We start from the raw sequence: 20,893 nt of genomic DNA on the forward strand, positions 1-20,893 counted from the left end.
CGGTGGCTATTGTCTGCTTTTTTCCTGTTTCCGCGCATAGGCTTCCAACCTTTCTCCGTATCCGGGTATCGTATTTACCAGCGGTCTGCCGGGAATTAATTGAAGTCGCGGACAGTTGTTTCGCCAGATAAGCGTTAATTTGCGCGTTAATCCGAAAAACCCGGTTTCGGTTTTTTTACTTCCGGCGTATGGTCAATATGCCACTATTTTAAGAATGAAAACGTACCTCAGATTATTATCTTTTGCTCAACCGATTGCCAAATTTGCCATCCCTTACCTTGTTTGTACAGTACTGGGAGTTGTTTTCAATACACTGAACCTGGCACTTCTAGCGCCACTCCTTAGTACGCTATTCAACAACCGTGCAGGCGATGTGCTCCCCAGACCGACAGACGGCTGGCTCGATCCGACGGGTATGCTCAACTACTATGCCCAACAGGCCAACCTGGCTTTCGGACCGCATGGTGCATTGCAGGTCGTATGTGCGGTAATCGTAGTTTCGGTTTTACTTTCAAATATCTTCAAATACCTTTCGCAGCGTATCATGGAAAACCTCCGTATCCACACCCTGCTTAACCTTCGCAAGAGAGTGTTCGACAGTGTGATGAACCTGCATGTAGGGTATTTCAGCAACCAGCGCAAGGGCGATATCATTTCAAAGATCGCCTCCGATGTGCAGGTGGTGCAGTTCTCGGTGACAAGCACTTTACAAGTCGTTTTTAAGGAGCCGCTGCAATTGATTGCTTATGTGTTCATGCTTTTCGCTACTTCGGCCAAGCTCACATTCTTTGCAATTCTGGTAATACCGGTTTCCGCATTCCTGATTTCGAAAATTGTCAAGCGGCTCAAAGAACAGGCTACCCTTGCCCAGCATTATTTCGGGTTGATGATCAGCTACCTCGATGAGGCGCTTACCGGCATCAAGATCATTAAGGCATTCAACGCTACCGAGGATATTAAGGAAAAATTCCACAAAGAGAATATCCGTTACTCGGACCTGGGCCGCAAGATGGCAAAACGCCAGCAACTGGGCTCTCCCGTTTCAGAATTTCTGGGGGTTACGATGGTAGCCATCATCGTTTTGTATGGCGGCTCACTGATCCTTGACAACCCGTCGGGAACAGACTTGACCGTAGCAAAATTCGTGGCATACATTGGTATTTTCTCCCAGGTAATGCGTCCGGCCAAAGCGCTTACAGACTCATTCAGCACCATACACGCAGGTATTGCGGCCGGCGAGCGCGTGCTGGAACTGATCGATGAGAAACCCGAGATCGAAGATGCCCCGAATGCAATTGATATGAAGGATTTCAAAGAGTCGATCCGGCTGGAAAATGTATCTTTCTCCTACCCATCGCGGCCGGTGCTCAAATCCATCAATGTAACCATCCCGAAAGGCAAAACGGTTGCACTAGTTGGCCCATCGGGCGGCGGGAAATCTACCTTTATGGACCTTTTGCCCCGTTTTATCGACGCTGCTGAAGGCCAGGTGCTGATCGATGGCACCGATGTGCGGCAGATCAAGCAGGAATCGCTGTGGTCGATGTTCGGGCTGGTCAATCAGGAGTCGATGCTTTTCAACGACACGATTTTTCACAATATCGCATTCGGAAGCCCGGAAGCGACGATGGAACAGGTGGAAGCAGCGGCCCGCATCGCCAATGCACACGAGTTTATTATGGAAACCGAGAACGGCTATTACAGTAATATCGGCGACCGCGGAATGAAACTTTCGGGCGGGCAAAAACAAAGGATCTGTATTGCCAGGGCTGTTTTGAAAAACCCACCCATCATGCTGCTCGACGAGGCGACCTCGGCTCTGGATACCGAATCGGAAAAATTGGTGCAGGAGGCACTGAACAACCTGATGAAAAACAGGACTTCGCTGGTGATCGCCCACCGCCTGAGCACCATCCAGAGTGCGGATACGATCCTGGTATTGGAAGAAGGCAGGGTTATCGAACAAGGCAATCACGCTGAGCTCATCGCGCGCGACGGGCTGTATAAGCGGCTGATCGATATGCAGACCTTTTCGGAAGCTTAAATGAGTGATACCACCAAGATATCGATCGCATTATGCACATATAACGGCGAGCAGTTCCTTCGCCCCCAACTTGATTCGATCGTCGCTCAAAGCGTCGACAACTGGGAGGTTGTAGCAGTGGACGACGTATCGACTGATGGAACCTGGGATATTTTGCAGACCTATGCAGCCCTCGATGACCGTTTTAAACTGATCAGAAACGAGCAAAACCTGGGCTACAATGCAAATTTCCAGAAGGCCCTGAGCCTTTGTGAAGGTGATTATATCGCCATTTGTGACCAGGACGACATCTGGCATCCCGATAAACTGAGACGCCAGCTGGAAGGCATCGGAAGCAGCTTTCTGATTTACCATGACTCGGAATTTATTGACGAAGCGGGCAAATCCATGGGCCTTAACATGTCGGATAAATTCAATTTTTACCGCGGGTCGTCACCGGAGGCGTTTCTGTATTTGAATTGCGTGTCAGGACACACTATTCTGATGAAAAAAGATTTGCTAGCCAAAGCCTTACCCTTTCCCCAGGGGTTCCATTACGATCAATGGCTGGCTTTTGTGGCCACCAGCGAAGGATCCGTCGACTTTGTCGGGGAGAAACTTGTCCGCTACCGGCAGCACGGGCGCAATACCACCGACATCCTGGCCAGACGCAAAACAGCTCGGGCCCGCGAGCTAAAATTGGCCGAGCTGGAAAAAGAATCTGCCTGGATCGCCCGGTGCGCCGACAAAGCGAAGGGAGATACCCGTGATCTGCTCGTCCGGCTGACCGCCCTGAGCAAATCGCGCAGCCATTCATTTGCGACACCGAGGTATGGGTACGTTATCTGGCAAAACCGTCAAACGCTGTTAAGTCTTTTGAAAAAATCCGGGATCAGCAAATTTTTCTATGTAGTTAGAAAGATCTGGGGTAGCAAAGCAAAAAAACTCCTATGAATGTTACAGTCAGCATTATTATTCCGTCCTACAATTACGGTTTTGTAATTGGGGAAACCCTTGAAAATCTTTTGGCGCAGAGCTTCCAGGAATGGGAGGCGCTTGTGGTCGATGACGGCTCCTCGGACAACACCGGCGAGGTAGTGACCAAATTCACCGCCCGCGACAGCCGTATTCAATATATCCGGCAAACAAACAGCGGCGTTTCGGTTGCCCGCAACCGGGGTTTCAAGCACTCGAAAGGGAAATATATCCAGTTTCTCGACGCCGACGACCTATTGAGCGCAGACAAGCTAGCGATTCAAGTCGATTTTCTGGAAGGTAACCCGGACGTCGACATTGCCTACACCGATCACCTCTATTTCGAAACAGACAAGCCCGAGGTCTTCTATCCCGATTACGAGATGAACCACAACAACTGGCTGCCCAAAATCGATGCGCGGGGTTACGAGGCCGTGAACACATTGATATACTCGAACATAGCGGTGGTAAGCAGTCCTGTTTTACGCAGGGCGATCGTTGAAAAGGTAAACGGCTTTCCCGAGTTGAGCAATTATACCGAGGACTGGGAGTTCTGGTTCCTGTGCGCGATCAACGGAGCGCGCTACACCTTCATAGCCGACGACAAGGCGAGAACGCTCATTCGCATCCACGCACGCAACACGAGCAGGAACATTCAGGTTATGCAGGCCGGTGAGCTCGAATTTCGGAAACGGATCGTCGAAGCTGTAACTGGATCCGCAATCCTGAGCCAGGAAGAAAAACAGAAGCTGCTCGACAGGAACTCGGCAAGTACTCAAAAGCTCTACAAATACATGATGTATCATGCCAATTTGTTAAGCCCGGTACAAATGAAACTTCTCTCAGGGCTCGTTGACAGGAAGACATTTATTTCATACTATTTTAAATCACTGAATTACAAGCGGAAAGCGCTGTTCAAAAAAGGGAGATAATATGTTGCCCATTGAAATAGACATTATCATATTAAGTTACGCTCGCAACGAGGACCTGAAAAAGGTGACGCTCGACGGAATTGACACCCTTCTCAAATCGGAAGACCCACAAAAGATCCGGTTCAATGTTGTAGTGATCGAGTCCAACAAGGAATTGAAACCCTATCAATATCCGGGAACTAAAACGGTCTATCCATGGCAGCCTTTTGGTTATCACCGTTACATGAATATAGGAATCGGCATGACCAAAGCCCGCTGGATATGTATTTGTAATAACGATTTGCTATTTCATCCCGATTGGGCTAGCGAAATCCTTCAAGCCTTTGAAACAGACCCCGAACTATGGAGCGCCTGCCCTGCATGCAGCATCCATCATCCGGAACACGGTGTGGCATTGAACAGTGGCTTACATTACGGTTATGAAGTGCGTAAAGAACTGGTGGGCTGGTGTATTTTCTTCAAAAGGGATATGCTTAAAATCACCGGGAAGCTTGATCCGGCATTCAAGTTCTGGTTTGCCGATAACGATTATGGAAATACGCTTCAAAAGCACCATTTAAAACATGCATTGGTCACTTCCTCCTTCGTAGATCACCTCGAAAGCCGGACGTTGAAAACCAGAACGGCGACTGAACAAATGCTGCTGACCAGCAAAGAGCGGTTTTATTATGAATACAAATGGGAAGGCCGCAGCTTTTTCTCCTATTTAAACCGGGTCCGCAAATTTCACAAAGAGATATGCAAAATGAAGTGAAGCGTATTTCGAGAGATATCTTTTGTTGTTTACGTCTGTCACTGATAGTTTAAGCTGACCACCTTCACCAAAAGTTCAAATGAGCCCATAACGAAGCTGTTATAGGCTCATCTCACTCGCTTTATATGTTACAACACTACCATATGGCGGGCGGCGTTTGCACGTCCGGATCTGCAACATAGTAACCACTAGTATAGCTGTTCTGTGGATATCCATTCGGCGAGGGAAGTAAACTTGTAATGTGCCCCCGGACAGTAACATCTTCCCAAGTACCAGCCGAAGCAGAGTTTGTGTAAAACTCCTTCAAAACTCTCTCTTCAGTATTTGTCGTATTTTGTGAATTTTGAATAGGGTAATTTGGATTAGTTTCTAGGTAACTATACAAGCTCCCATCTTGTTTAAATTTCCCAAAAATCCAAACCCGATAATTTAAGGATCTTAACTCACCTGCCGTATACCAATTGCTGCCACTCGGATATTGCATCCGGAACCGCAACATCAATCGATGATGCGTTTGGCCGCCAACGTGGGCACCTTTATGAGCAAATAATTCGTGAATAAATCTCCTTGTTTGGCCTGCCAAGGGGTCTGCTGGCCCAATTTGGAATGAATAAAATAGAGCTGTCGACCCGTTGTAAGGGAGCGTTACAGCGCTTGTTCTGCCATTTGGTAGGCCCGTTTTCATATCTACGATGCCGTATGTATCGCGTTTTACGATAGTTAGATCAATATTATCTTCCGCTTTATCAAGCAAATTGCGATCCTTTAAAGGCACCAAGTATTGGTAGTTTTCGTCAAATTTGACAACCTCGTCACCGATGATCATCAAACCGTCTTTGTTCACTGAATATAGATAGTCAATCGTCAGCTTCTCAAATAAATATCGTTTTGAGAAGGAAGCGTTTTCTATTTGGCCAACAGCAAGATTAACACCATATTTCTTATATAGCTTTTTCTTAAAAACACTGTCAGAATTAATAACATTTTGGTATTCAGCAAAAGTCTTGACATTCTCAAAGACCAATTCACTTCCATTAAAAGTTACGTTCCCAGAGCTCGCTTTGTAGACAAGGTTGTTTTGAACCGGATTTGAGATAGAATTAACTGGATCATTCTGATCACACGAGGTAAGGACAACGGAGGTGGCTAGTACCGTTGAGCACAGAATTAGTTTTAACAAATTCATACAAATATTTTTAGGTGAGATGCAAATTAATACTATTTTACAAATATTTTGTAACCGCTGAATAATAATTTAAAGTCAGATTTATCAACCCAATTGCAATGATGCGAAACCATTAATATCGTCCTGGTGTCATCCGGACCAATTAAATATGCATTCTTTTGCTAACCGCACAACGGATCACATTTGTAAAACCAGAAACGCCGCAGAACAGAACGACACAAATGGCTTTTCCAGGTAGTGGTAAACAAATGGCTTATTATAGCCTGTTCTAAACCCGACTATGACGGTCACAATTATTGAAGCTTTCCACAACGAAGAGTTAGTCAAAGGTAGTAGACCAATTGTTCGTTGTGGAAATCTTAATTCTCCTTATTTATTCATTTTCAGCAGCCTAATCATCAATTTATAAGGAAACGAAAAAGTAGCAATCCGTGAGCGTCTTGTGCTCCATATAAGCTTGATCAAATACCATTTCGAATACCTATCATTATCTATTTGCTCTTGAAGAAAAACTTCATAAGCATGCCGTTCAATCCTTTTCAGATGGCTTTCAGGAATTTTATCAATATTCAGTGGTAAAACTGCGCCCCACTTTTTATGGACTTTGCAAATCTCATCCATCCATTTCCTGTTGAAATTCCCCTCCGAAAAATGCCTTAGTAGGATTTCAAATGTGACGGCAACCTGAAATTCCTGATTTATCGCAATGGAAAAATCGATGTCGTATCCATGAAATCCTTTCAAAAGTTTTTCGTCAAATGGATATTTTAAAGCAGCACTCTTACGCACGCTAAACCAACAACCGTCAACACAGGCAACGCGTGAAAGTAGTTCGTTACGTGGATTTTGATAGTCCAACGAGTCGTTTCGCCCAGTATGTTTGTAACCTTGTATCAGGTTACAGTAAAAACCGCCGTTCTCCTGCAAATGATAATTATACCAACTTGAAGGCGCCAGGGATTTATAGCCTCCTCCGGCAATTCCTAGGAGTGCGAAGGCCGGATTATTTTTAAACAGCTCCACCAGCTTCTCCCCCCACCCAACAGTCTGCATTTCAATATCCTCGTGCATGAAGCAAAGCACATCATACTTTGCTTGCCTTGCACCCATATTGTAGATTTCGCAAATCCCTTTCTGCAATTGGTTGTTATCGAAAGCGATGATTTCATGGGGCACGCCGATCGTTTTGCGGATGTTTTCCGAAACGGTCAAAAGCTCATTGCGGCTTACCGAGCAAATAATAATTGAGATCATGACTATATAAATGGCTGTCAAAAGTAACCAGGAAATCATTCACGCGGCGCCGATTTCAGTAGAAATTGCCGTACTGCGACATTTATGAATAGTATTCAATTATTTTCTACTTTCCATGAAACGCATACTCGTATTTCTACTTCTCGCCTGCGCGACGTCCTCGTTTGCCCAAGTCAAATTTGCCCGGCTGTTCTCCGACCACGTTGTGCTGCAACGCCAAAAGCCAATCCCGGTCTGGGGATGGGCCAAGCCCGGTGAAAAAGTGAAAGTGACTTTGGCCGGGCAAGCCATGGATGCAAAGGCGGATGCGTCGGGAAAATGGCAGGTAAGCTTCAAACCCCTGGAAGCCGGCGGGCCGCATTCGTTGCAGGCAAGCGCAAAATCGGGCAATGCCGGGGTAAACGACGTACTCATTGGCGAAGTATGGCTCTGCTCCGGACAATCCAACATGGAATGGCCCGTATCGGCAGCTAAAAACTATGAAGAGGAGCGTAAAAACGCCGACTTCCCACAAATACGCCATTTCCGGGTCGACCATCTGGTGACACTCCAACCCGAGCAGGACCTGACGGCCGGGGAATGGAAAATCGCCAGCCCGGAAACCATCGGAGGATTTACCGCCGTGGGTTTCTTTTTTGCACGTGAAATATATCAAAAACTGAATGTACCGATTGGCGTTCTGCATTCCTCATGGGGTGGGTCTCAGATCGAGGGGTGGATCAGCAAAGAGGCCATGCTAGACAATGATGAATTGCGCCCTTACGCTGAAAGTCTGCCCAAAACCTGGGAAGAAGCTGATGTGATCATGGACAAAAAACTAAAAAAACAACTCTTTAAAAATGCATCTTACCAGCCTACCGGAGAAGATGAGAAGAAATACTTCTCGCCGGATGTGGATTTGACCAGTTGGCAAAAAACAGCCGACGGCGTGGGACAGTGGGATTGGAAAGGACTGATGGGCTTCCGGGGCAAGGGATATATGGCGAAGGAAGTGACTATCGCTCCGGATTGGTTATCCAAGCAGACGACCCTGTCATTTGCAGAGAACGACGGCCCTGTCGAGGTGTATATCAATGGTAAACCAGTTCATGAAGGGACAGCCAAGGGTTCTCGGAAAATCCAGCTCCCGGCTAACACCTGGAAAGAAGGCAAAAATGTCCTGACCATCAAAACAGGCAACATGGTAAGTGCCGCATGGTTCGGTCCGGGTCTGATGGGTTCGGCCAATGACCTTTACCTGGAAGATGGCAGCCGCAAAATCAGTCTGGCCAAGGACTGGTATCTGATGCCCGCATTTGCAGAGAAGCATGAATATGCGCATTTGATGAACAACGTGGGCACCACTATCTACAACGCGATGATCGTGCCTCTGCTTCCTTTCGCCATTAGGGGCACGCTTTGGTACCAGGGCGAAAGCAACGCGGGCCGCGCTTACCAATACCGCCAGACATTCCCGCTGATGATCAACGAATGGCGCAGGCGCTGGAATGATGAATTTTCGTTCTACTGGGTACAGCTATCGAGCTTCGGCAGCGACCGCGATAGCAATAAAGGAAGTGGCTGGGCCGAGCTCCGCGAAGCGCAAAACATGACACTGAGCCTTCCTAAAACGGGTATGGCTGTTACTACCGACGTGGGTAACCCCAACGACATTCACCCAACCAACAAACAGGACGTTGCCCATCGCCTTGCCACCAATGCCCTGAAAAACGATTACGGCCAGAACATCCCCTACGCCTCTCCGTTGTATGACCAAATGCAGGTGGACGGCACTAAGGCGGTCATTTCATTCAAAAATGCGGAAAACGGGTTGACCGTCAAAGACCGTTACGGGTATTTGAAAGGCTTCGAGATCGCCGGCGAGGACAAGGTGTTCCATTATGCCAAAGCGGAAATACAAGGCAACAAGGTGGTGGTATCCAATCCGAAAGTGAGTAAACCCGTAGCGGTGCGCTACGCATGGTCAGACGCCCCGGAAGAGGCCAACCTGTACAATGCCGACGGTTTTCCTGCCAGCGCTTTCCGTACCGACTCCTGGCCGGGCATTACCGTAAACGCGCGGTTTGAATAACCTCCTTTCCTCATCTGAATTTAAATTCTATGTTAAAACCATTATCGTGGTGTATTGGCGGGCTGGCATTGCTACTGGCTGGCGCACAAATCTTGCCTGATCCAAATGATGACAAACGCGAATGGAGGGAATATTTGGGCGGCCCGGACCGCAACCATTACTCTGCGTTGACCCAGATCAATAAATACAATGTAAAAAACCTGAAAGTGGCCTGGACCTGGTCTATGCCCGATTCGGGGCAGACCCAGGTAAACCCAATTGTGGTGAATGGCGTCCTGTATGGCGTAACGGCCACAGTACAGGCATTTGCGCTCGATGCCGCAACAGGCCGGCAGCTTTGGATATTTGGAGATAAATCCAAAAATGGCTCGAATACCAGCCGCGGTCTCACTTATTGGGAAGATGGCAACGACAAACGCATCCTGCACGCAATGGGTGCATATCTGTACGCGCTCGACGCACGCACGGGAAAAGTGATCGAAAGCTTTGGAGAAAAAGGGCGCATTGATCTGCACACCGGCCTTCCGGAAACCTCCAAAAACAAATACATGGTTTCCAACACGCCCGGAACGATTTTCGAAGATCTGATTGTCATGCCATTGCGGCTTTCGGAAGATTCCGATGCGGCACCGGGGGACCTGCGTGCATTTAATGTACGTACGGGCAAGCTCGTGTGGACGTTTCATACCATCCCCTACCCGGGTGAATTCGGTTACGAGACATTCCCTGCCGACGCCTACAAAAATACCTTCACCGGCGCTGCCAACAACTGGGCAGGTACTGCAATTGACCGCAAACGCGGCATTTTGTATGTACCAACCGGCTCGGCGGGTTACGATTTTTACGGTGGTAAGCGCAAGGGAGCCAATCTGTTTGCAAACTGCCTGCTGGCGCTCGATGCGCGTACAGGAAAACGACTCTGGCATTACCAGACCATGCACCACGACCTCTGGGACCGAGACCTTCCCGCCCCGCCTAACCTGATCACTGTGACACAAACCGGCCCTGATGGCAAGCCCCGGAAGGTCGATGCGGTGGCTCAGGTCAGCAAGCAGGGATACGTGTTTATTTTCGACCGCGTAACGGGCAAGCCACTGTTTCCGATCAGGGAAACAGCCGTCCCCAAAGCAGCATTATCCGGCGAATATCAGTGGCCAACCCAGCCAGTCCCAACCAAGCCTGCCCCTTATGCACGGCAAGCCCATACCCTGACAGAGAACGATATCAGCATACACGCTCCCGATCGGGACTCGCTGAAAATCAAATTCAAAAGTTATAACAAGGCGCTTTTCGCTGCGCCCAGCAAAGAAGGCACGGTAATACTGCCGGGATTTGACGGCGGAGCCGAGTGGGGAGGCGCAGCGGCTGATCCCAACGAGGGAATTCTGTACGTAAACAGCAATGAAATGGCGTGGATTCTGACCATGAAAGACACGCCCAAAGAAAGCGAACTATCCAACCTGAGTCCTGGTGAAAAGGTTTATACGACCTATTGTGTGACCTGTCACGGACCTCAGCGGAAAGGCAATGCAAAGAGTGGCTACCCCTCGCTTGTCGACATTGGCGCACGCCGCGATAAGGCCTTCGTGAATCAACTACTCACTACCGGCAAGGGCATGATGCCTGGATTTACCATGCTGACGGCCGGCGAAAAGCAGGCTCTGGTTTCTTTCCTGTTTGGCGATGAAAAGGTGGAAGCGGTTTCTGAAACCCTGGCTTCGAAGAAGGTTTACCTGCCCTACCAAAGCACCGGATACAATAAATTCCTGGATGCCAACGGCCTGCCTGCCATTTCACCTCCATGGGGCACCCTTAATGCAATCGACTTGAACACGGGCCGGTTCCTTTGGAAAATACCGTTTGGTGAAGTAGAATCGCTCAAAGCCAAAGGCGTACCTACTACCGGGACAGAGAACTACGGAGGCCCGGTGGTCACTGCGAGCGGACTGCTTTTTATCGCTGCTACAAAAGATGGTAAATTCAGGGCTTTTGATAAAAAAACCGGCAAATTGCTTTGGGAGACTCAACTGCCGGCTGCCGGGTTTGCAACGCCGGCCACCTATGAAGTAAACGGCAAGCAATATGTGGTGATAGCCTGCGGTGGAACCAAGCTGGGAACTAGGAAAGGAAACCAATATGTGGCCTTCGCCCTGGAATAATTAAACCCCTGCAATCCATTCGCGCATTTTTTTCCGGCCTGCCTCGTCGGGCAAGCGCCCTTCGCCGGCGCCAAGATTATCTACCAGGTGCTTCACATCCGAGGTGCCTGGTATCGCGCAAGTGACGGCGTCATTGCTGATAATGTATTTGAGAAAAAATTGCGCCCAGCTTTTAATATCGTAGTCGCCAGACCAGGCGGGCAGCTGCTTTCCTTTCACGGCGCGAAACAACGCACCCTGCTCGAAAGGCTCGTTGATAATCACGGCCACGCCTTTATCCTTCGCCGCTTTCAGCAGGCTTTTTTCGGCATTCCGTGAGCGTATCGAGTAATTGAATTGTACAAAATCGATTTCCTCCGACTTTACGATCTGTTCCAGGCGTGCGTGAGACGCATCGGTATAATGCGTAATCCCTATGTATCGGACTGTTCCCGCGGATTTCCAGTCCCTGAGTGTTTTAAGGTGCGTTTCCCAATCCTGTAAGTTGTGTACCTGCATCAAATCGATTTTTCCCCGTTTCATTTTCTTCATTGAAGCATTCATCTGTTCGATACCTTCCTGCTTGCCGGTTGTCCAGACTTTCGTGGCAAAGAAAAAACCGTCGTTCAATTTCAAATCCGTGGTCAGATCGCCGATCACCTGCTCGGCGCGGCCGTACATGGGCGAGGCGTCTATCAATTTGCCGCCCATTTCGTGCATTTTTTGCAAAACCTCTTTCAGCGGTGCGCGCTCGGCAGCACCTGATCCAACGTCGAATTGCTGCCATGAGCCCAGGCCTATGACGGGGAGCCGCTCGCCGGTAGCCGGAATTTTTCTTTCCAATATCATTTTGAGATCGCTGTTTGCGGAGGAAGAAAACGGAGCCGATGCCAGTCCGGCACCTGCGGCGGCCAGCCCGGCCAACGCCTCGCGTCTTGAAAAAATATGCTTCATTAGCTGGTTAATGGGTTTTGAAGTGTTCAAGTTACAAACAAATTGCGTCAGCAGCACTTGTAAGGCCAAAAATGAGAAAAGGAGCCAGGACAATCCTGGCTCCTTTTGCTGCACTTCACACCAAATCTGAATCTATTACTTTTTTTCGATGGATACGGCGATCTTGTAGTCTTCCAGTTTGGGTGATTTGGGAAGTTCAGGATAAGGGAGTACTTCTGTTACCCGAAGCACATACGCTGTTCCGCCCAGCTTGAACACCTGTTCGTTTTTGGAATCACCCTTAAATTCGAAATCCACATTTACCTGGTTGGAAGCGTCGGAGACTGAGAAGACTAATTTTGCGCTTCCCATCGACACACAATTGGCGTTGATCGGACAGCGGCTGTCATTCACTTCCTTGAGCTCCACTTTCAAATCGCTTCCGGAAGTACGTACCGTCGTCGCCTTTTGATACGACAGGCTGATCGCATTCAGATCGGCTTGGGGTGCGGCGTCTTCTTTTTTCTCACAGGAAATAGCTGCGATACAGATTAATGCGAGTAAAATCGTCTTTTTCATGCCAATAGTAGTTTTGAATTATAGTGCAGAGAAACGGAACATGCGCCGATGGTTGTAACCGATTTACAAAAAATTACATTTCTTGCAGTCTTCTGGCACCTCCTGTACCCTATTTGCACGATATTGTGATAATTCTCATTCCGGTGACTATTTTTTAACCATATGTTAATCCGGCATACTTATTTTTACGGTTAAACACCCAAAATCAGTGAAATACCGAAAATCAGGAAAATATGGTCTGGTATGAAGAGGAAGTACAAAGAGTTGAAAAAGAGAGATCCACGTTAAACTACGAACCTGATACGGTCTTTTATGGAAGTTCGAGCTTCACCCTGTGGACCGGTCTATACCAGGATTTCGCGGAATTGAAGCCTGTCAATCTGGGTTTTGGAGGCTCGACGCTGGCAGCTTGCGTCTGGTTTTTTGAACGTATTATGGCCACCGTGAATGCTCCGGTCCGCATCGTTATTTATGCCGGTGATAATGACCTTGGCGACGGGCGCCACCCGACGGAGGTATTGTTATTCTACCGTCAGCTGATTGCCCTGATCCGCGGCCGCTTCGGCGATATTCCATGCTTTTATGTCTCGATCAAACCCAGCTTGCAGCGATGGGAAATTATTGGTTCGATCAAGGCTGCCAATGAGCTGATCCAGGAAGAAATCCAAAAAAATCCTAACCAACATTACATTGATATTTTCCCGCTTATGGTGAATTATCAGGGTTATCCGCGTAAATCACTTTTTGAGGCGGACGGGCTGCATTTGAGCGCAGATGGGTATGCAATCTGGAAAAAAGTGATCAATGAAAGTATTTATGCCGTAAACGGAACACTTCAAAAAACTTCTTAACCAATCTTCTTTTCATGGAAAGGACGTATCACAAATGGTTTAGCCCGACTCTGGACAGGTTTATGGAGATGCTCGTCTTTGGCCACGAGGGGGTTCCGGTGATATTTTTCCCGACACGGTCGGCGCATTTCTATGACTTTGAAAACTGGCGCATTATCGACGCGATGCGCGATAAGATTGAGGCGGGCAATATTCAGGTGTATTGCGTCGACAGCATCGACAGCGAGAGCTTCTACTCCGACGCTCCTCCGCCGCTGCGCATTATCCGTCACATACAATATGAAAAGTATATTCTTGACGAGGTCATTCCGTTTATCCGCATACAAAACAAGCACCAGGAGCTTGTGGCAGCCGGTTGCAGCCTGGGCGGATACCATGCGATGAACATCGCATTGAAGCACCCCACCCTTTTCACCAAAGTCGTCGGGATGAGTGCCCGTTACGATCTTACCCAACCTCTCCCTTTTTTCGCCGACTTATTCGACGGCTATTTTGACGAAAATATCTATTTCAACATGCCTAACCATTTCGTGCCGGGCATTTCGGATCCCGGGCTGCTCCAACAACTTAGGGAAATGGAGATCACAATGGTAATCGGGCGGGAAGATACTTTCCTGGACAATAACCGCCATCTAAGCGATTCCTTGCATCAGATCAGCGTACCCCATCAGTTTTACATCTGGGATGATGAGGCACACCGGCCGAGGTATTGGCGGGAGATGGTAAAGGTATACTTGTAATTATTTCAAATCGCAACGGACAAGCGCTACCTGCTGCGTTGTGGCAGAAGTGAGCAGCAGTGTCCGGACGGACCAAAGGTATTCCATTTTGTCAATCGCGAATGGGATTTCCAGGGAGGTGACACGACGGGGTTCATTTTCGATGTGCCACACCTCTACCCCATGCATTCCTTTGTTAAGAATCAGGTATGTTTCGACTAACACAAATGACCGGGCAGCGGTGGAGAGTGAGGCCCGCAGCGAAAATGTGTCATTATGATAGTTGAAGATGTGGAGGAAGCCTGTTCCGCAGACATAGAACCGATCGCCTTGCTCATTGAAAGCGAGTTGGCTGCACGTATTTGGAACCTTGCCGATCTTCACTGTTTTGGTAAAGCTGTTTTCTTCGAAATATTGCCCGTAAAGCTGACCGTCGTTAGTGCCATACATGATCAGGTTCTGCTGAGGATGTAAGGTGGTAGCAACAGGCAATTTGCCTTTGGTTTTCACCGAATGCAGCACGTCGGTCCCTGTACTCTTCGGAGCGATTATCCTGATCTCTTTTGAAGCAAAAGATAAAATAGTATCGTGGGCACGAACGGGCAACTGCTGACCAAACAATCCATAATTTTTAGCGACGTTCATCAAAGCATTACTGCCATTTGGCTTGTCGATTTTGTGATATTCATTTATTTCCAGAAGACAAAAGCCGTCGATACCGTCCAAAGCCACATCGTCATACAATTTTTCAGTCAACCGGGTATCATAATATCCCTTCATGGCATAGGCTATTTCCTCATCCGATGTCTTCCAGATGGGATGAATTGCGCCATCGAACGCCAAACCTACTATTTCGAAAAGGCCTGCCATCAAGAAGACGCCGGTATCGCTTGCCACCCAGATAGTACAATCCGGCAATTTTACGGGCGACGGCATGATGGCTGATAATGCAAGCTTCATATTGAGTGGTTTAAAAGATTCCGTTTTGATACAAGCTATCCGATTTCAACCTTTTCACTTCGGCCCGAAATGCCTCCGAATTCTTTTCACCGTCTATGGCGATCAGAAAATCCTTCACTTGAAAATCCTCTATCGGGACGTTACGGTACTGCATACACGGCTGGATTTCGCGAACGTAGGAATAGCCATTGCCGGATTCCTGCAAACATTCAAAGAAAACTATACGCACAAATGCCGATTTGGCCGAGAGCAGCTGCGCGTCGTAATCCGACAGTACGTGCTGGTTGACTGCCAGTGGTTTTGAGGTAAATTCCAGTGTTTTATAAAGAGATTGATCGCCGTCCTTTTGCCCAAACCAGCATTCCAGTTTCACGTTCACAAGCGCTTGCGTGTTGTTGGCGATGTGCAATGTGAGTTGCGTGCTGCGCGGAGATGGGAGCCAGGCGTAGAAATCACGAACCCGGCTCTTCAGCGTGGGTAGGACCAAAAACAGCAGCGGAATGCAAAGGATTATCAGACCGATGGTCTTGTTTTTCCAGAAAAGCGCTGCCAGAAGCAGTATGCCCACCAGCCCGGCCAGGTAGAAAATCCCGATAGCCCACCCGACCGAGCTATCGCCGGTCGGAGCGGGTTTCAGCAGATAGTAGACCACCGCTACCAGAACAATGAGTGAAAATATGCCCAGCAGGGCCAGGTAAGTAACTTTGATCATGTCAATAGTAAGTGTGTGTTTGAATATTCCTGATCAGACCTCGAATGGAAGTTCATAATCCCTGGTGTTCGGTTTGGAGCTGCGCGTTTTTACGATAATGCGGGCTTTCAGGGGGCTACCCAGCACCAGGAAGTATTTGACGTATTGATCTTCATGAAAGGTCCAGGATTTATCTTCCAGCAAATATTCAGACATCCCCTGCTTACCTGCCTTGTAGGCCCATTGTTCTACGATGTTGGGCTCATAGGTAACGAATTGCCCCATGCACATAATCTGCACGCCAGGCTGCGCATTGTTGCCAAGCTCAGTACACCCTTCTACGAGTACATTGATGCTTGAATTGTCTTCGAGGTCTTTTACCGACCATTGGTCGAGTACGGTTTTAACATTGGCCATAAAATTGTCCTGATTTCGTTTTAATGAGGGCTGCAAAGAAACAATGCTCATTGAGAATCAGGACAATTCAATTATTTACCGGCCACTGTAGACTATTTAGCGCCCTTAGGGCTGATTTAACGTATATGCCTTGGCAACGCGCCGGATCTTCCCGTCGCTTTTGGTCATAATGTACAGCTCCTTGGCGAAGCGGTCGTATTCAACGCGGAGGTCGACCCGCTTCGAGCCCGACATTTCTACCAGATTGCTCTCCTTTCCTTCCCGCATGATCAGCAGCTCGTATATCGACCGGTCGCTTAGCTCAGAATCGATATTGGCATAAAATAGGCGGCCGTTGACTATATCCCCGAAAATGTACTTATCCTTCAATGCAGCGATTGCGCCTTGGTATACATATCCGCCGCTGATCGCATTGCCCTCGATATGGTCGTATTGTAAATAGGGTTTTTCGAATTTCCCCGGCCCGGTTTCGGGAACGGGATAGACGTTTTTGAGGTCTTTCGAAGATATCCCAAAGGTGCCTTCACGTACATTCCAACCATAGTCGCCGCCTTTAATAATCACATTCACCTCCTCAAAATTCGACTCGCCTACCTCGGCGCTGAATAACCTGCCGTTGTACCACGACAAACGGTGTGGGTTACGGAAACCGTAGGCGTATATTTCCTTGTAGATTCCGTCCTTGCTGTCCACAAACGGATTGTCTGCCGGAATACCATAATGCCCGTTTCTACTATTGTTTCCCAGTGGATCGATACGGATGATCGTCCCAAGCAGCGAATGCAGGCTATGGCAAAGCTCAGGATACTTACTGATCGTAGAACCGCCGTCGCCTGTGCCGATGTATAGCAGCCCATAATCCTTATCACCCCTAACCGCTTCCGGGTTGAAGCCGATATCCTGCGTGCCATGGACAACATTAGGTACATTGATACGAAGCAATTCCCTCCTTGTCCCTTTAAAAACAGGGCTTTCAACATCATCGATCTTCCATTCCGAAACGACCCATTGCATCGCTACTTTAATGGAGTCATGGTAAGCATAATCGGCTGGCTTCCCTTTGAAGGATTCGGTATGGGTAATGTACATCAAACCATTCCTCGTGTAATCGGGGTGAAATGCGAAGCTGCCAAGGCCAGTCCCCAGGCCGGGTTCGTTGACGAAATTGTCGACCTGGTTTCTCAGGTCGACAAAGGGGGCGACATCCCGCCCTTTGATCCGGTAGATGATACCGCGCTGGTCGCTCACGTACAGTGTACCGTCCTGTGAGGGGTGCGGGCGCATATTTGCGATACGTGTGCGGGGCATTTTATCGCCGGACGGCGGAATGGTCACAAAATCCTCCACTTCGATTCTCAGGCCGGTCTTGATGACCGGCGGCGCCAGGCGTGCGTTAGATGCTTCGGTGTCGATTTTTACTTCAAGAGGCGCAATACGATGTATCCGGGTCTCCGAGGCAATGTACCCAAGGATCGAGCGGATTTCCTCGTCCTTTAAAAAATCGAAAGGCGGCATAATCATTTTATACCGTTTCGACAGGCTCACTGCCCGCGCATCACCGGATTGGATCGCGTGGCTTGGGTTTTTGATGAATGCGATTAGTTCCTGCTCAGAAAGCAGATTTGTCACGCCGCCCAGCCGGGGACCGATTTCCTCCTGCTCCATTGTATGGCATGAGACGCAATGCGTAGTGAAAAGCTCCTTTCCTTCCGAACCGGTACTGGTTAGCTGGCTGCCGGCGGATGTGCTTTGCTTGCTGCCTGTGCAGCTCAATAGAAGGAATAGCGCCGCTAAAATGCAGCAACAAGAACGTAGAATTAAGGTCATTTAAGATGGGTTAGGAATTATCAAAAGTGGCATCAAAGTTAGCGACTGGCACATAAAAAAAGCCGGATCGCTCCGGCTTATTCACTGAATAATGAAGGAATACTATGGTTATCCTACATTTCTTCCGTTTTTATCAAGTTTCACTCGGGCATTTTCCTTGCCGTTTGCTACTTGTAGCTCATAATATTGGGTTTTATCAGGCTCGGTTACCAAAAACGCCTTTTTAACAGTCCAGCCGCTGAACTCCTCGCTTTTGATGGTTTGTTTGATGCCGTCGGGCAGATCTTCCGGCTTCACGGCAACTTTTTCCTCCTGGTCTGCCTTAGCTGCCTTCGTAGTCGTTGCTTCTTTGTGCGCCGAATGGTCAGTGGTGGTCTGATTGGCCGTCTGAGCCTGAACAGAAGCAAACGAGATGAGTGTCAGGGCCAATGCCGATACTACTAGCTTTTTCATAATCCTTGTTTTTTAGACAACTATTCATGTTTGGTCTCGTGCATTCGCACTGTTGCCATTTATTTCAAGAGGATCATGCCAAAACATACAACTATTTGAAAATTAAACAATTATAAATATTCTACTAATTTAATAGTGTTTACTTAAATCCACGTTTTGTGGGGATTTGTCTTCAAAAAACCTCAAAAACGCAACTGCCCGCACCATAACGGCGCGGGCAGTTGCAAGAGTAATGTGTTCAAAAGCTTTTACTTGTCGTAACCCGGGTTTTGAACCAGTTTTGCATTACGGTTTATCTCATCACGACTGAACGGACGGAAATACATCTTGTCAACCCAGGTGCGGTTTTCGTGAGATTTATCCTCAGTCGGCGTATAAGTGTAGTCGTAAACGGTGGGATCGTAGTGGTAAGGCTCCTTCATCGACTTGCCTGGCTTGAACTTACCGATCACGGTGATGAACTGCAATGAGCGGCCCAAAGTAGTAGAGGCGATCATCCACCGGCGTGCGTCGTGGTAACGCTGTTCTTCGTAAGCCATCTCAATGCGTTTTTCGTGGCGATAGGCCTCTTTCAAGGCTGCGCCCGATACTTTCAAGGCAGGCATACCAGCCCGGAAACGGATCCTGTTCAACCATTCAAGGGCTACCGCATCCTGGCCCAGCTCGATGCTTGCCTCGATGTAGTTGAACGCGACCTCGGTTACCCGGAAGAACGGCCACGGAATGTTCTGGCGATCGGTATTATCATACAACGCCGGGTTCGGGTCAATAAACTTACGCATGTAATAACCTGTACGGCTTCCGTTCCAGTCTTCGATGGAGCTGCTGCGGGTATCGAGTCCTTTGCGGTTGAACAAGGCTCCTTTCTCGTCGAGCAGGTCGTAGGAACCTGTCTGGATCTGATTCGCCGGATCTTTTGCATCGGAAGGACGTGGTTTCCATGGTGCACCATCATACATTACCGTCGCATAGAAACGCGGGTCGCGGTTCACGTAAGGTGTTGCTTTATGCTTCGGGTTAGTCCATGAGAACGGGGTTCCGTCCATCATTTCATAATCATCGACGAGCAAACCGATCGGCGTATTGCCTGCCCAGTTGTGATAGCCGTTCGGACCGTTGTTCAAGCCGGTCTGGCGTGCGCCGTCCGAGGTCTGGCTGGCAGTGAAATACCGGCCGAAGATGATATCGTCGCCACCGGAAGCATCCAGAGATTTATCTGCGCTGTACCCGGCCATTGCGATCGAAATATAGTTGATCTTGCCTTGCTCGGCAGTAACAGGAGCAGTCAGATTAAGCTTGTAGCCTGCTTTGGCATCTAATGCGGCCTTGGCAGCAGCCTGCGCTGCGGTCCAACGCGCCTTACGGTCACCCGAAGTATAACCCAGGAATTCAGGATTAGGATAGGCGGCGATCAACGCTGACTTCGCTTTCGCAGTAGGAACATCGTGCAAATCGCTGGCCGCGTAGAGCAGCACGCGTGATTTAAGCGCCAAAGCGGCTATCTCGGTTGCACGACCTTTTTGCTCAGCTTTGCCTTTCAGCAACGCGGCAGCACTGTCACAGTCGGCCACGATGAACTTCACGCACTCCTCGAAAGTATTCCGCGTTACAGAATAGTCCTCATTCAATGCATATACCTTGGTGATCAAAGGAACCGATCCATAATAGCGAACCAACTGCTGATAGTAATAAGCACGCAGGAAATGCGCTTCTCCTTTCAAACGGTCTTTCAAAGTCTGATCCGTAAAAGTTGAAGTTGGCAGCTCTGTAAGCGCCTGATTGGTTGCCCGGATACGGGTATACATAGGTCCCCATCCGTAGGTGTCGTCTACCCAGCCTAAGTTCGAAGGACTCAAACTACCCTCATTTACGGTATTGATATTACGGCCGGTGTGGGTAAATACCGCTTCATCAGTCAATGATGCAAGCATTTGCTCGCTGAATCCGCCTTGCTGAAGCCCCTGATAAATACCTGTCACAAATCCTTCGGCCAATGCGCCGTCCTTCCAGACCTCGTCGGTCGGGATTTCAATGGGTGGCGTTACATCCAGGAAGTCAGTGTCGCACGACACCAGCCCGGTTGTAGCAAGCGCCGCCAGAAAAATCCAATTTTTATAATTCAGTTTCATT

The 20,893-nt window shown here is 48.5% G+C and carries 18 protein-coding genes; 8 read left to right on the top strand and 10 right to left on the bottom strand.

Annotated features, from left to right (window positions below; all coding sequences use genetic code 11):
- The first annotated feature begins 214 nt into the window (after positions 1-214).
- The 4 genes from AAHB90_RS13405 to AAHB90_RS13420 are packed head-to-tail and all read left to right on the top strand — an operon-like array spanning position 215 to position 4,684.
- A complete protein-coding gene (locus tag AAHB90_RS13405; RefSeq protein WP_342085697.1) occupies positions 215-2,044 on the top strand; it encodes an ABC transporter ATP-binding protein in 1,830 nt (609 codons plus the stop codon).
- A complete protein-coding gene (locus AAHB90_RS13410) occupies positions 2,045-2,977 on the top strand; it encodes a glycosyltransferase family 2 protein (RefSeq protein ID WP_342085699.1) in 933 nt (310 codons plus the stop codon).
- Positions 2,974-3,930, top strand: coding sequence for a glycosyltransferase family 2 protein (locus tag AAHB90_RS13415; RefSeq protein WP_342085700.1), 957 nt, complete (start codon positions 2,974-2,976; stop codon positions 3,928-3,930). The genes AAHB90_RS13410 and AAHB90_RS13415 overlap by 4 nt, the downstream gene beginning before the upstream one ends.
- Before the next feature lies 1 nt (position 3,931).
- Entirely contained in the window at positions 3,932-4,684 is a 753-nt protein-coding gene (locus AAHB90_RS13420) for a glycosyltransferase family 2 protein (RefSeq protein ID WP_342085701.1), read from the top strand.
- 136 nt (positions 4,685-4,820) lie between these two features.
- On the opposite strand, the gene AAHB90_RS13425 is transcribed toward AAHB90_RS13420, so the two are convergent.
- Together AAHB90_RS13425 and AAHB90_RS13430 are read right to left on the bottom strand one after the other, a co-directional pair.
- Positions 4,821-5,870, bottom strand: coding sequence for a hypothetical protein (locus tag AAHB90_RS13425; protein WP_342085702.1), 1,050 nt, complete (start codon positions 5,868-5,870; stop codon positions 4,821-4,823).
- Positions 5,871-6,239: 369 nt separating this feature from the next.
- Positions 6,240-7,163: a glycosyltransferase gene (locus tag AAHB90_RS13430; protein WP_342085703.1), complete on the bottom strand. Its 924-nt coding sequence runs from the start codon at positions 7,161-7,163 to the stop codon at positions 6,240-6,242.
- Between the two features lie 76 nt (positions 7,164-7,239).
- On the opposite strand from AAHB90_RS13430, the gene AAHB90_RS13435 reads away from it, so the two are divergent.
- Entirely contained in the window at positions 7,240-9,195 is a 1,956-nt protein-coding gene (locus tag AAHB90_RS13435) for a sialate O-acetylesterase (protein ID WP_342085704.1), read from the top strand.
- Positions 9,196-9,224: 29 nt separating this feature from the next.
- The gene (locus AAHB90_RS13440; protein ID WP_342085705.1) at positions 9,225-11,354 is read left to right on the top strand and encodes an outer membrane protein assembly factor BamB family protein; all 2,130 of its coding nucleotides are present in this window, start codon (positions 9,225-9,227) and stop codon (positions 11,352-11,354) included.
- Here AAHB90_RS13440 and AAHB90_RS13445 read toward each other — a convergent pair whose 3' ends face one another.
- Positions 11,355-12,287 carry an aldo/keto reductase gene (locus AAHB90_RS13445; RefSeq protein ID WP_342085706.1) on the bottom strand — a complete coding sequence of 311 codons (933 nt, stop codon included), beginning with the start codon at positions 12,285-12,287 and terminating at the stop codon, positions 11,355-11,357. It lies immediately after the preceding gene.
- Positions 12,288-12,422: 135 nt separating this feature from the next.
- Positions 12,423-12,845, bottom strand: coding sequence for a hypothetical protein (locus AAHB90_RS13450; protein ID WP_342085707.1), 423 nt, complete (start codon positions 12,843-12,845; stop codon positions 12,423-12,425).
- Positions 12,846-13,078: 233 nt separating this feature from the next.
- On the opposite strand from AAHB90_RS13450, the gene AAHB90_RS13455 reads away from it, so the two are divergent.
- A complete protein-coding gene (locus AAHB90_RS13455) occupies positions 13,079-13,696 on the top strand; it encodes a GDSL-type esterase/lipase family protein (protein WP_342085708.1) in 618 nt (205 codons plus the stop codon).
- 14 nt (positions 13,697-13,710) lie between these two features.
- Complete coding sequence (locus tag AAHB90_RS13460) at positions 13,711-14,436, top strand: esterase family protein (RefSeq protein WP_342085709.1); 726 nt, start codon at positions 13,711-13,713, stop codon at positions 14,434-14,436.
- On the opposite strand, the gene AAHB90_RS13465 is transcribed toward AAHB90_RS13460, so the two are convergent.
- The 6 genes from AAHB90_RS13465 to AAHB90_RS13490 form a co-directional block, all read right to left on the bottom strand.
- The gene (locus AAHB90_RS13465) at positions 14,437-15,375 is read right to left on the bottom strand and encodes a hypothetical protein (RefSeq protein ID WP_342085710.1); all 939 of its coding nucleotides are present in this window, start codon (positions 15,373-15,375) and stop codon (positions 14,437-14,439) included.
- Between the two features lie 10 nt (positions 15,376-15,385).
- Positions 15,386-16,087: a hypothetical protein gene (locus AAHB90_RS13470; protein WP_342085711.1), complete on the bottom strand. Its 702-nt coding sequence runs from the start codon at positions 16,085-16,087 to the stop codon at positions 15,386-15,388.
- A 33-nt stretch (positions 16,088-16,120) separates the two neighbouring features.
- Positions 16,121-16,483, bottom strand: a complete 363-nt coding sequence (locus AAHB90_RS13475) for a hypothetical protein (RefSeq protein ID WP_342085712.1) — start codon at positions 16,481-16,483, stop codon at positions 16,121-16,123.
- A 105-nt stretch (positions 16,484-16,588) separates the two neighbouring features.
- A complete protein-coding gene (locus tag AAHB90_RS13480) occupies positions 16,589-18,310 on the bottom strand; it encodes a PQQ-dependent sugar dehydrogenase (protein ID WP_342085713.1) in 1,722 nt (573 codons plus the stop codon).
- 108 nt (positions 18,311-18,418) lie between these two features.
- Positions 18,419-18,763 (bottom strand): hypothetical protein, encoded by a 345-nt coding sequence (locus AAHB90_RS13485; protein ID WP_342085714.1) that lies wholly within the window; start codon positions 18,761-18,763, stop codon positions 18,419-18,421.
- 248 nt (positions 18,764-19,011) lie between these two features.
- Positions 19,012-20,892, bottom strand: coding sequence for a RagB/SusD family nutrient uptake outer membrane protein (locus AAHB90_RS13490; RefSeq protein ID WP_342085715.1), 1,881 nt, complete (start codon positions 20,890-20,892; stop codon positions 19,012-19,014).
- Position 20,893: the final 1 nt, after the last annotated feature.

Source organism: Dyadobacter sp. OTU695 (assembly GCF_038440355.1).
GTDB lineage: Bacteria > Bacteroidota > Bacteroidia > Cytophagales > Spirosomataceae > Dyadobacter.